The 11,975-nt window shown below is 70.0% G+C and carries 8 protein-coding genes, 1 tRNA gene and 1 pseudogene; 3 read left to right on the plus strand and 7 right to left on the minus strand.

Annotation, left to right across the window (positions count from 1 at the left end; genetic code table 11):
- Positions 1–17 precede the first annotated feature (17 nt).
- From pknB to ACFY8U_RS15750, 6 genes are all read right to left on the minus strand, one after another.
- Positions 18–2,012: a Stk1 family PASTA domain-containing Ser/Thr kinase gene (pknB, locus tag ACFY8U_RS15725; RefSeq protein ID WP_361754799.1), complete on the minus strand. Its 1,995-nt coding sequence runs from the start codon at positions 2,010–2,012 to the stop codon at positions 18–20.
- Between the two features lie 153 nt (positions 2,013–2,165).
- Positions 2,166–3,632 carry a penicillin-binding transpeptidase domain-containing protein gene (locus ACFY8U_RS15730; protein ID WP_361435331.1) on the minus strand — a complete coding sequence of 489 codons (1,467 nt, stop codon included), beginning with the start codon at positions 3,630–3,632 and terminating at the stop codon, positions 2,166–2,168.
- Positions 3,629–5,059, minus strand: coding sequence for an FtsW/RodA/SpoVE family cell cycle protein (locus tag ACFY8U_RS15735; RefSeq protein ID WP_361435329.1), 1,431 nt, complete (start codon positions 5,057–5,059; stop codon positions 3,629–3,631). Before ACFY8U_RS15735 ends, ACFY8U_RS15730 begins: the two co-directional genes overlap by 4 nt.
- 26 nt (positions 5,060–5,085) lie before the next feature.
- Positions 5,086–6,597: a Stp1/IreP family PP2C-type Ser/Thr phosphatase gene (locus ACFY8U_RS15740; RefSeq protein WP_361600286.1), complete on the minus strand. Its 1,512-nt coding sequence runs from the start codon at positions 6,595–6,597 to the stop codon at positions 5,086–5,088.
- Between the two features lie 168 nt (positions 6,598–6,765).
- Positions 6,766–7,287: an FHA domain-containing protein gene (locus ACFY8U_RS15745; protein WP_361435325.1), complete on the minus strand. Its 522-nt coding sequence runs from the start codon at positions 7,285–7,287 to the stop codon at positions 6,766–6,768.
- 10 nt (positions 7,288–7,297) lie between these two features.
- Positions 7,298–8,152 (minus strand): DUF3662 and FHA domain-containing protein, encoded by an 855-nt coding sequence (locus ACFY8U_RS15750; RefSeq protein WP_361644120.1) that lies wholly within the window; start codon positions 8,150–8,152, stop codon positions 7,298–7,300.
- 468 nt (positions 8,153–8,620) lie between these two features.
- On the opposite strand from ACFY8U_RS15750, the gene ACFY8U_RS15755 reads away from it, so the two are divergent.
- The 3 genes from ACFY8U_RS15755 (at position 8,621) to ACFY8U_RS15765 (ending at position 11,364) form a co-directional block, all read left to right on the plus strand.
- Positions 8,621–8,707 (plus strand) — tRNA-Leu (locus ACFY8U_RS15755).
- Between the two features lie 284 nt (positions 8,708–8,991).
- On the plus strand, positions 8,992–10,665 hold the full coding sequence (locus ACFY8U_RS15760; protein ID WP_389570925.1) for a sensor histidine kinase: 1,674 nt from the start codon (positions 8,992–8,994) through the stop codon (positions 10,663–10,665).
- Between the two features lie 39 nt (positions 10,666–10,704).
- Positions 10,705–11,364 carry a response regulator transcription factor gene (locus ACFY8U_RS15765; RefSeq protein ID WP_361670063.1) on the plus strand — a complete coding sequence of 220 codons (660 nt, stop codon included), beginning with the start codon at positions 10,705–10,707 and terminating at the stop codon, positions 11,362–11,364.
- A 170-nt stretch (positions 11,365–11,534) separates the two neighbouring features.
- On the opposite strand, the pseudogene ACFY8U_RS15770 reads toward ACFY8U_RS15765, so the two are convergent.
- Positions 11,535–11,966, minus strand: a pseudogene (locus tag ACFY8U_RS15770) (MarR family winged helix-turn-helix transcriptional regulator); the annotation flags it as partial.
- Between the last annotated feature and the right edge of the window lie 9 nt (positions 11,967–11,975).

The raw sequence follows: 11,975 nt of genomic DNA on the forward strand, positions 1-11,975 counted from the left end.
GCGTGTACGCGCGACAGCTAGTCGAAGATGCCGCCGCCGCCGTTGTTCCCGCCGTTGTTGCCGCCGCCGCCCGCCGAGAAGACGGTGATCGTCTGGCCGGTGTTCACCGGGCTTCCCTCGGGCGGGTTGGTGCCCATGACGATGGCGTCGTTCTTGTCCGAGCCCTGCTGCTGCACCACAAGGCCCAGGGCCTCCAGCTGCTGCTTCACTTCCTCGAATTTCTTGCCCGTCAGACCCGTCGGGATCGTCGTCTGGGTCTGCTGCGGGCCCTTGGAGACGCGCAGTGTGATCTGGACGTCCTTCGGCTGGTTGCTGTTGCCGTTGGGCGTCATGCCGAGGACCGTGCCGAGGGGCTGCTGCGAGTCCTCGTCCTGGCGGCCGACGTTCTCGAAGCCGAGCGTCTTGAGGTCCTGGATGGCCTGGTCGACGTTACGGCCGGTGACATCGGGGAGCAGCGACTTCTGCTGCTTCGCCACGGTGATCGTGACCTCGGAGTTCTGCTCGGCCTTGGCGCCGCCGTCCGGGCTCTGGCGCAGGACCTTGCCCGGGTCCTCGTCGGACTCCTCCTGCTTGACGACGACCTTGAAGCCCTTGTCCTTGAGGAGCTGCTCAGCGCTCTCCTGGGACTTCTCCGTCACGTCCGGGACCTCGATCTGCGGGGCGCCCTCGGAGATGACGACCGAGATGGTCTCGTCGACGTCCATCTTCGCCGTGCCGTCCGCCACCGGCAGCTGGCTGCAGATCTTGCCCTTCGGCTGGTCGCAGCGTTCGGAGCCCGACTGCGCGACCTTCACCTGGGCGTTCTTCGCCCGGGACTCGGCCTCCTGGAGGGTGTGGCCGACCAGGGACGGTACGACCACCTGGTCCGTACCCTCCTTGTCGTCGAAGATCGACTGGCCGATGAGGATCGCGCCGACCAGGACCAGGATGCCCGCGAGGACCAGCAGGATCGTCGAGGTGTTCGACTTCTTCTGGCGCCGGCGGTCCGGGCGGTCGTCGTAGGCGTAGCCGCCGTCGTCCGGGTTCATCGGCGGGAGCATGGACGTCTGGCCGGCCGGATCGGTCTGGCGCAGCGCGGTCGTCGGCTGGTCGTCCGGGGCGTAGCCGCCGTAGCCGTTGCCGTACCCGCCGCCGTACGCCGCCGCCCCCATCGCCGCGGCCGCCGCGACGGGCTGGCCGTCGAGGCACGCCTCGATGTCGGCGCGCATCTCGTCGGCGGACTGGTAGCGGTAGTCGGGGTCCTTGACCAGCGCCTTGAGGACGATGGCGTCCATCGAGGGCGTGATCTCGGCGTCGAAGTTGCTCGGAGGCTGCGGCTCCTCCCGTACGTGCTGGTAGGCGACCGCGACCGGGGAGTCGCCGATGAACGGCGGGCGGACGGTCAGCAGCTCGTACAGCAGGCAGCCGGTGGAGTACAGGTCGGAGCGGGCGTCGACCTGCTCGCCCTTGGCCTGCTCCGGGGAGAGGTACTGGGCCGTGCCGATGACCGCCGCGGTCTGCGTCATGGTCATGCCCGCGTCGCCCATGGCGCGCGCGATGCCGAAGTCCATGACCTTGACCTGACCGGTCCGCGTCAGCATGACGTTCGCCGGCTTGATGTCGCGGTGCACGATGCCGGCGCGGTGCGAGTACTCCAGCGCCTGGAGAATGCCGACCGTCATCTCGAGCGTGCGCTCGGGCAGCAGCTTGCGCCCGGAGTGCAGCAGCTCACGCAGGGTCGAACCGTCGACGTACTCCATCACGATGTACGGGATGGAGACCCCGTCGACGTAGTCCTCGCCGGTGTCGTAGACCGCGACGATCGCCGGGTGGTTGAGCGAGGCGGCCGACTGGGCCTCACGGCGGAACCGGGCCTGGAAGGACGGGTCGCGGGCGAGGTCGGCCCGCAGCGTCTTCACGGCGACGGTGCGGCCGAGCCGGGTGTCGTGGGCGAGGTAGACCTCTGCCATGCCACCACGGCCGAGCACCGAGCCCAGCTCGTACCGGCCGCCGAGGCGACGCGGCTCTTCCATAACTGATCCAGCCCTCTCCGTCTGTCCCGACCGCACCCGTGTGTGGTCCGGCGGTGTGCTGTTCGCGCAAAGGCTACCGGCCACGGGAGGGCGATCCGCCCGCGACCGGCACCTGATACCTGACCGGTACCTGGCCGGTGCCCGCCCGCAAGCTCAGCTCCTGGTCTTCAGTACCGCCTTCATCACGGACTTCGCGATCGGGGCGGCCAGGCCGCCACCGGAGATGTCCTCACGGTTCGTACCGGCGGAGTCCTCGACGATGACGGCCACCGCGACCGGGGAGCCCTGGTCGGTCTTCGCGTACGAGATGAACCAGGCGTAGGGACGCTTGGCGTTCTTCTCGCCGTGCTGCGCGGTGCCCGTCTTGCCGCCGACCTTGACGCCGTCCATCTTGACGTCGGCCTTGGCTCCGGTGCCGTTGCTGACGACGTTCTCCATCATCTGCTGGAGCTTCTGCGCGGTCTCCTGGGAGACCGGGCGGCTCATCTCCTCCGGCTCGTTCGCCTTGATCACGTCGAGGTTCGGCGCCTCGAGCTTGTCGATCATGTACGGCTTCATCAGCTTGCCGTCGTTGGCGATCGCGGACGCCACCATGGCCATCTGGAGCGGCGTGGTCGCGGTGTTGAACTGGCCGATGGAGGAGAGCGCGTTCCCGCCGCGGTCCATCTTCTTGTCGTAGACGGAGGCGGCGGAGCGGACCGGGGTGAACTGCTCGGCGTTGAAACCGAACTTTTCGGCCATTTCGACCATCTTGTCGCGGCCGACGTCGTCGCCGAGCTTGGCGAAGACCGAGTTGCAGGAGACCTCGAGCGCCTTGTTCAGGCTGGCGTTCTCACACCCACTGGCGTGGTTGACCATGTTCCGCGTGGAAAGCGGGATCTTGTACGGCTCGGGGGTGACCGTCGGCGCGTTGATGTCGCTGACCTTGCCGCTCTCCAGCGCCGCGGCCGCCGTGACGACCTTGAAGACGGAGCCGGGCGGGTAGATCTCGCGGAGCGCGCGGTTGAGCTTCGGCTTGTTCTTGTCCTTCTCCAGCGCCAGCCAGGCCTTCTCGTCCTTGCCGGAGTAGCCGGCGAAGGTCGAGGGGTCGTACGAGGGCGTGGAGGCGAGCGCGAGGATCTTGCCGGTGCCCGGCTCGATCGCGACGACCGCGCCGGTCTTGTCACCGAGGCCCTCGAAGGCGGCCTTCTGGGCGGCGCCGCTCAGCGTCGTGACGACGTTGCCGCCCTTCTTCTTGTCACCCGTGAACATCGACAGGGTGCGGTCGAAGAAGAGCCGGTCGTCGTTGCCGGTGAGGATGCCGTCCTCGATCTTCTCGATCTGGTTGGCGTCGTAGGCCTGCGAGGCGTAACCGGTGACCGGGGCCCACATGGGGCCGTCGGTGTAGGTGCGCTTGAACCGGTAGTACGGGTCCTGGGAGTCGATCGACCCGGTGATGGGCTTGCCGTCGACGATGATGTTGCCGCGCTCGGCGGCGTACCGCTCGATCGTGACGCGCCGGTTCTTCGGGTGCGCGTTCAGTTCGTCGGCGCGGACGTACTGGATCCAGTTGTCCCGGATCAGCAGGGCGAGGACCAGCAGGCCGCAGAAGATCGCGACCCGGCGCAGGGGCTTGTTCACGGTCGGACCACCTGGGTCATCTCGGCGTCGGGGGACGGGGCGGGGGCGGGCGCCGGGCGGCGCGCGGTGTCGCTGATCCGGATCAGGATGCCGATCAGGGCCCAGTTGGCGATCACGGAGGAACCGCCGTAGGCCAGGAACGGCATCGTCATACCGGTCAGCGGGATGAGGCCCATCACACCGCCCGCGACGACGAAGATCTGCAGCGCGAAAGCGCCGGACAGGCCCATGGCGAGCAGCTTGCCGAACGGGTCGCGGGCAGCGAGGGCGGTACGGACACCGCGCTCGATGATCAGGCCGTACAGGAGCAGGAACACCATCACGCCGGTCAGGCCGAGCTCCTCGCCGACGGTGGCGAAGATGAAGTCGGAGTTGGCGGCGAAGCCGATCAGGTCCGAGTTGCCCTGGCCCAGGCCGGTGCCGAGGATGCCGCCGGAGCCGAACGACATAAGCACCTGGGTCATCTGGTCACAGGCGGCGGCCATGTTCGACCCCTCGGGCGCCGTCTTCAGGCATTCGAACGGGTCGAGCCAGGCGGCCACGCGGGACTGGACGTGGGTGGCGGTGGAGCCGACCACGACCGCACCGGCGGTCGACATCAGCAGACCCATCACGACCCAGCTGGTCCGTTCCGTCGCCACGTACAGCATGATCACGAACATGCCGAAGAACAGCAGCGAGGTGCCGAGGTCGTTCTCGAAGACCAGGATCAGAAGGCTGACGGCCCAGATGGTGAGGATCGGGCCGAGGTCACGGCCACGCGGCAGGTAGAGCCCCATGAAGCGGCGGCTGGCCAATGCCAGCGCGTCTCGTTTCACCATCAGATAGCCGGAGAAGAAGACGGCGAGGACGAGCTTGGCGAACTCACCGGGCTGGATGGAGAAGCCGGCGACGCTGATCCAGATCTTGGCTCCGAAGACGTCGGCGCCGAGACCCGGCACCAACGGCAGCAGCAGCAGGACGAGGGCCGCCACCATGGAGATGTACGTGTAGCGCTGGAGGACCCGGTGGTCCTTCAGGATCAGCAGCACGCCCACGAACATCGCGACGGCGATCGCCGAGTACAGCATCTGGCTGGGCGCGTCCGGGGTGAACGTCTTGTACCGGTTGATGATCCGCGGCGACTGGTCCAGGCGCCAGATCAGCACCAGGCCCATGCCGTTCAGCAGGGTCGCCAGCGGCAGCAGCAGCGGGTCCGCGTACGGGGCGAACTTGCGCACCACGAGGTGCGCGACGCTCGCGAGCAGGCCGAGACCGAGCCCGTACCCGAGCATCCCCGCCGGCACCTTGCCGTCGATCGCCAGACCGACGTTGAGGTACGCGAAGACGGGGATGGCGACGGCGAACGCCAGCAGCGCCAGCTCGGTGTTCCGGCGGCTCGGCGCCTCGATCGCGCCGATGGTGGTCGTGTTGGTGACAACGCTCATGGTGGTGAAAGGCCCCCTACGGGTGCTTACTGCTTGCCGCAGTTCGAGGCCAGCTTCTGCTCGTCCTCCGTGAGGGTGGGGCCCGGGGAGGGAGCGGCTGTGGTGGGCTTGTTGTCGGGCGTGGTCGCGCCTTCGGCGGGCGGCTTGCTCGCCTGGTCCGCGGACTTCTCGGCGGCCTCGCGGCGCTGCTCGGTCTTCTTGCAGGCCGAGGCCTGCACGGCCAGCTCCGCGATCTTCGTCTGGGCCTTGCCGAGGCTGCCGCCCGCGATGGTCTCCTCGACCTGCTTGCGCTGGTAGGGCGGCAGGTACTTGAGTTCGATCTCGGGGTGGTCCTTCTCCACGTCCGAGAGCGAGACCCACGCCAGGTCCTGGCTGATGCCCCGGTAGAGCGCGACATGCTCCTCGTTGGAGCCGACGTAGTACTGCGTCTGCGTCCAGCGGTAGCCGCCGTAGACGCCGCCGCCGACCACCGCGAGCGCGAGGATCAGGAAGAAGCTGCGCTTCAGCCACTTGCGGCCGGTACGCGGCTTCTCGAACTTCTCGTACTTGTCGAAGTTCTCGTCGGTGTACGCCCCGAAGGAGCCCTGCGGCGGCATCCCGCCGTAGCCGTGGTCGTCGCCGCTGCCGGGCGGGCCGAAGCCCTGGGGCGCGTGCCCGCCGGGCGGCTGCTGGTGCGCCCCCGTGCGGCCCAGCCCGGAGGCCCGGCCGGCCGGCGTCTGCATCGCCCCGCCGTCGGACTGCTGCACCTGGTTCTCGGCGACCGCGCCGACGATCACCGGGGTGTCGCTGAGCTGACCGGCCAGGGTGTCACCGCCGTCGACGTCCAGGACGTCGGCGACGATCACCGTGATGTTGTCGGGGCCTCCGCCGCGCAGCGCGAGCTGGATCAGCTCCTGCACGGTCTCCTGCGGGCCCTGATAGCTGGCGAGCGTGTCCTCCATCGTCTGATGGGAGACGACGCCGGACAGCCCGTCGGAACAGATCAGATAGCGGTCGCCGGCCCGGACCTCACGGATCGACAGGTCCGGTTCGACATGGTCGCCACTGCCCAGCGCGCGCATCAGGAGCGAGCGCTGCGGGTGGGTGGTGGCCTCCTCCTCGGTGATCCGGCCCTCGTCGACCAGCCGCTGCACCCACGTGTGGTCCTGGGTGATCTGCGTCAGGACACCGTCCCGCAGCAGATACGCACGCGAGTCGCCGACGTGCACGAGGCCGAGGCGCTGCCCCGTCCACAGCAGGGCGGTGAGCGTGGTGCCCATGCCCTCCAGCTGGGGGTCCTCCTCGACCATCAGCCGCAGCTGGTCGTTGGCGCGCTGCACGGCGGCACCGAGCGAGGTGAGGATGTCGGAGCTGGGGACGTCGTCGTCGAGGGTGACGAGCGTGGAGATCACCTCGGACGAGGCGACCTCACCGGCGGCCTGGCCGCCCATGCCGTCGGCGATGGCGAGCAGCCGCGGCCCGGCGTAACCGGAATCCTCGTTGCCCTCGCGGATCATGCCCTTGTGCGACCCGGCGGCGAAGCGCAGTGACAGGCTCATGCGCACCTGCCCTGTCGGCGTCGCCTCGGGGTACAGCCGGTCTCGAGCCACACTGCCCACCCTCCGGTCGGGAGCCCGTGCCGGTACGCGGCCCGGACCTGACGGTCCGCCGCGCGGTCCGTCGTGGGGACCGCGTCGGCCCGCTCGCTCCGCTCGCTCATTGTCGTACTACTTCCGCAGCTCGATGACGGTCTTGCCGATGCGGATCGGCGCGCCCAGCGGAATCGGCGTGGCGGTGGTCAGACGGGTCCGGTCGAGATACGTGCCGTTGGTGGACCCGAGATCCTCGACGATCCACTGGCCGTCCCGGTCCGGGTAGATCCTCGCGTGCCTGCTGGACGCGTAGTCGTCGTCCAGCACGATCGTCGAGTCGTGGGCGCGGCCCAGCGTGATGGTCTGCCCCTGCAGGGCGACCGTCGTGCCGGTCAGCGTCCCCTCGGAGACGACGAGTTTGGTCGGCGCGCCGCGGCGCTGGCGCCCGCCGCCCGTGTTCTGCTGTCCGCGCTGCTGCGGCGGCGAGGCCGCCTGGCGCGGATTCTGCTGCGGCCGGGCGTCCTGGCGGCGCGAACCGCGCTGCGTGACACGCGTGCCGAACAGGTCGCTTCGAATGACCTGGACGGCCACGATCACGAACAGCCACAGAACGGCCAGGAAACCCAGCCGCATGACCGTCAGGGTCAGCTCTGACATTGCCCCCGCTTCACCCTTCGGCTTGCCGGTAAACGATGGTGGTGCTGCCCACGACGATCCGCGAGCCGTCGCGGAGCGTAGCGCGGGTGGTGTGCTGCCCGTCCACCACGATGCCGTTGGTGGATCCGAGATCCTGGATCGTCGAGGGCGTTCCGGTCCGGATCTCGCAGTGCCGGCGGGAGACGCCGGGATCGTCGATCCTCACGTCCGCGTCGGTGCTGCGGCCAAGGACCAGGGTCGGGCGAGAGATCTGATGGCGGGTGCCGTTGATCTCGATCCACCGGCGCACCTGGGCGCCGGAGGCAGGCATGGGGCCGGGTCCACCGGCCGTGGGGCGGCCGGCGGCGGGCGCCTGCCCGGGTCGCTGCATGCCGCCCGCGCCCGGCGGCGGGGCCGCGGGCATCGGCGGAGCAGCGACCGGAGGATAGCCGTAGCCACCCGGCGCGCGGCCCGGCTGAGGGGCGGCGGCGGGGGCCTGCTGCTGTGACGAACTCGACGCGAGCGTGCGACTGCGCACCCGGTACAGACCGGTGTCGAGGTCGTCGGCCTTCTCCAGGTGCACCTTGATCGGGCCCATGAAGGTGTACCGCTGCTGCTTGGCGTAGTCGCGGACCAGGCCGGCGAGCTCGTCGCCGAGCTGACCCGAGTACGGGCTGAGACGCTCGAAGTCCGGCGTGCTCAGCTCGACGATGAAGTCGTTGGGGACGACGGTCCGCTCGCGGTTCCAGATCGTCGCGTTGTTGTCGCACTCGCGCTGGAGAGCGCCCGCGATCTCGACGGGCTGGACCTCGGACTTGAAGACCTTGGCGAAGGTGCCGTTGACCAGGCCTTCGAGCCGCTGCTCGAAACGCTTCAGGACTCCCATGGGGCACCTCCTCCGTCGTTGCCGTCCTGGTACTGCTTACTGATCGTATCCACGCGTCGGGAAATCGGCTGGTTCCCCTTCTCTGCCCTGTGGACGAGTGTCACCTCTCACAGGCTTTCCCCACGGATCGTAGAGGCGGCCCCTGGACAGTGTCCCGCACCCGGGGAGCGAGCAGGAGGAGTGGGGCGGGACGGCGGGGGTGGTCCGTCCTGTTCCTCCCGTTACCCGTGCCCTTCCGGGCACTCCGTGTCCATCGTGGGCTTCCTCGGACTCTGCCCCGTCCCTTCCGTCCTCCCATTCGCGTACTTCCGCTCGCGTACGGCGATGTGCGTCCTCCGACTGTCCCTGTTCGCTCCGGGAGGGGGTCAAACAACGGATGTGAATCCACCGTCTGCGACGTGCTAATCTTCAGATGTCGCCAGGCGATCGCACCGAAAAAACGGTGTGGGAGCCCGGAGCACACCCAATGCGCGGGTGGCGGAATAGGCAGACGCGCTGGATTCAGGTTCCAGTGCCCGCAAGGGCGTGGGGGTTCAACTCCCCCCTCGCGCACCAGACGGAAGCCCCGTAGGTCATCGACCTACGGGGCTTCCGCGTTGTCGGATGCGGGGCGGGCCGGCGATGTGAGCGAGGCGATGTTTCGTCGCGGTGGGGCGTTCGTCGTGATGCGACGTTCGTCGCGGTGGGGCGTTCGTCGTGATGCGACGTTCGTCGCGGTGGGGCGAGACGAAAGAGAGCCGCGGGCGGTGCGGGGCGCTGCCTAGGGTGCGAGCGTGGACGCGACTTCGAAGATCAGGGCCGGGATCGGCGCCGGGTGGGCATGGTTCGCGGCGCCCGCGATGTGGTCGCGGCGCAGGACCGCCGGCGAGGTGGTGCTCGCCGTCGTGATGGGGCTGCTCGCCGCAGGCAGCGAGGAGCTGCTCGGCGGTGAGGGCTGGCAGCTCGCCGCGGTCGGCCTGGCCGCCGCCGTCCTGTCGCTGCTGCGCCGGCGGCTGCCCGTCACCATGCTCGTCGTCACGGGCGGGCTCGCGCCGCTCGTTCCGGGCTTCGTGGTCCTCCTGATCCTCGTCGGCTGGTCTTCCGGGCGGTACATCGCGGGCGCCGGACGGGCGCTGATCGCGTACACCGTCGCGTATGTGCTGAACATCGCTGCCAGCCTGGTGGACGTCTGGGACCTGCACCGGACGCTCACCGTCGTCTTCATGGCGACGCTCTACTACCTGGCGACGACCCTGGCGCCCGGCCTCGCCAACCGGTACTGGACCCAGCGCAGGACCCTGCTGCACACCCTGCAGGAACACAACGGCCAGCTGCTGCGGGAACGCGCGATGGTGGTCGGGCAGGCGCGGCTCATGGAGCGGCAGCGGATCGCCCAGGACATGCACGACAGCCTCGGGCACCAGCTCGCGCTGATCGCCGTCCACACCGGCGCCCTGGAGGTCGACCGGGAGCTGACCGACCGGCAGCGCGAGGCCGTGGGAGTGCTGCGCAACGCGTCGGTGACCGCCATGCACGAGCTGCGCGAGGTCGTCGGCATCCTGCGCGACGGCGTCGCCGCGCCGTCCGAGACCGCGGTCGCGCCCGCACGGTCCGGTGACGCCTCGGGACGGGCGGCGCGGGGGACCGCCGGTATCGAGGGGCTCGTGGAAGCCGCGCGGGGCGCGGGGAACCGGGTGGAGCTGCGGCGGCGCGGGGAGTTCCGGCCGCTGCCGCCGGCCGCCGACCACGCCGCGTACCGGATCGTGCAGGAGGCGCTCACCAACGCCTACAAGCACGCGCCCGGCGCGCTCATCGACGTGGAGGTGCGGTACGAGCCGGACTCCCTGGTCGTCGAGATCGTCAACGAGGCGGCGGCGAAGTCGCCGGAGGGCGTGGTCAGCGGCGGGCAGGGGCTGACCGGGCTCCACGAGCGGGCGCGGCTCGTCGGCGGCATCGTCCACGCGGGGCCGGTCGACGGCGGCGGGTTCCGGGTCGCCGGGATGTTGCCGTACGGGACGGTGGAAGCAGCGCCTTTGGTCGATGCGGAGGACGACTTCCGGCAGCAGTCGACGAGGCCTCTGCTGGGCGACCGTGGTCGCGGCCCGGTCGGGCAGGCCGACTGGACGCTGACGGAACGGGAGCTGGCGATGGCGATGCGCGGGGGCGGGAGCACGGGCCGTGGAGTCGCGGTGGGATGTGGGATAGCGTTCGCGGCCCTCGTGCTGCTCCTGGTGGCGGGGGGCTTCGGCCTCTATTTCCTGGTGTCGTCACTGGAGAAGGGCATGATCGACCCGGGCGAGTACGACGCGGTCAAGGTCGGCGCGGCCGAACAGGACGTCCGCGACCGGCTGCCGTCCGGCGACACCGTCACCACCGTCGGACTGCACGGCAAGGGGCCCGCGGAGCCCGAGGGATCGAAGTGCCTCGTACTGATGTCCTCGGAGGTCGTGGACAGCGAGGCAGAGCCGGTTTTCCGGTTCTGCTTCAAGGACGGCAAGCTGATCGAGAAGAAGTCGTACGAGGTCACGCGCTAGCGCTGACCCGCCCGAACCGGTAGCCGTGGGGGAGTAGCTGTGGCAGGGCAGCGCATCAGGGTCGTGATCGCCGATGACGAGCCGCTGATCAGAGCCGGGATCCGGATGATCCTCACCTCGGACGAGGACATCGAGGTGGTCGCGGAGGCGGCGAACGGCCGGGACGCGGTCGAGGAGGCGCGGGCACACGCCGCGGACGTGGTGCTGCTCGACATCCAGATGCCGGTGCTCGACGGTCTGTCCGCGCTGCCCGAGCTGCGCCGGGCGGCGCCCTCGACACGGGTGATCGTGCTGACGACGTTCGGCGAGCGGGAGAACGTGCTGCGGGCCCTGGAGCACGGGGGCGCCGGGTTCCTGCTCAAGGACACCGCGCCGGCCGAACTGATCCGCGCGGTACGGGCCGCGGCGGCGGGGGACGCGTACCTCTCGCCCGCCGCCACACGCCACGTGGTGGAGCAGCTGGCGTCGGGGCGGGAGGTGGCGCGCGCCGAGCAGGCCAGGGGGCGGGTGGCGGCGCTCAGCGAGAAGGAACGCGAGGTCCTCGCCCTGCTCGGGGAAGGGCTGTCCAACGCGGACGCGGGACGACGCCTGCACATGAGCGAGGCCACGGTGAAGACGTACGTCAGCCGGATCCTGGCGAAGCTGGGCTGCGAGAACCGCGTACAGGCGGCGCTGCTGGCGCGCGACGCGGGGCTCTAGGGGCTGACGCGGGGCTCCAGGGGAGCTGACGCCGGGCTCTAGGGGAGGTCCAGGGGGTCCTGGGGGTCCTGGGGGTCCTGGGCGCTCCTGGCCGCCTGGGCGCCGGTCTTCGGCGGGGGGCTCCGGCGGTCCGTCGCCGGGGCGAGGGGCGGGGTGACGTCGGGGAGGACGGCGGTGCCCGCCGCGTTGTAGCGGAGCAGGTACGAGGCGAACTGCGCGAGGTCCTCGGCGGACCAGTCCTTGAGGCGCTCCTGATAGGCGGCGCGACGGCTCGCCTGGGTGGCGGCGAGGACCCGGGTGCCCGCCTCGGTGGGGTGCAGGACCTGGACCCGGTGGTCCTCCGGGTCGGGCCGGCGCTCGACCAGGCCGAGTTTCTCCAGGCCCGCGACCTGACGGCTGACCGTCGACTTGTCCAGAAGGTAGTGGGCGGCGAGGTCGGTGGCACGGCAGCCCTGCTGGTCGTCGATATGGGCGAGCAGCGTGTACGAGACGAGCGGCAGATCCGGGTGGAGCCGGGCGGCCGCGGCCCGGGCGCGGCGGGAGAAGGCCGTCAGCTCCCGCTGGATGATGTCGACGGATGCCTCGCGCGGGCCGTCGGTCATGATGCGCTC

The sequence above is a fragment of the Streptomyces sp. NPDC012508 genome, from assembly GCF_042902595.1.
Taxonomy (GTDB): Bacteria; Actinomycetota; Actinomycetes; order Streptomycetales; family Streptomycetaceae; genus Streptomyces.

Excerpts from the sequence above, each read along its gene's own strand:
- pknB (WP_361754799.1), bottom strand. The coding sequence starts at position 2,012 with ATGGAAGAGCCGCGTCGCCTCGGCGGCCGGTACGAGCTGGGCTCGGTG.
- ACFY8U_RS15735 (WP_361435329.1), bottom strand. The coding sequence starts at position 5,059 with ATGAGCGTTGTCACCAACACGACCACCATCGGCGCGATCGAGGCGCCG.
- ACFY8U_RS15740 (WP_361600286.1), bottom strand. The coding sequence starts at position 6,597 with ATGAGCCTGTCACTGCGCTTCGCCGCCGGGTCGCACAAGGGCATGATC.
- ACFY8U_RS15745 (WP_361435325.1), bottom strand. The coding sequence starts at position 7,287 with ATGTCAGAGCTGACCCTGACGGTCATGCGGCTGGGTTTCCTGGCCGTT.
- ACFY8U_RS15750 (WP_361644120.1), bottom strand. The coding sequence starts at position 8,152 with ATGGGAGTCCTGAAGCGTTTCGAGCAGCGGCTCGAAGGCCTGGTCAAC.
- ACFY8U_RS15760 (WP_389570925.1), top strand. The coding sequence starts at position 8,992 with ATGTGGTCGCGGCGCAGGACCGCCGGCGAGGTGGTGCTCGCCGTCGTG.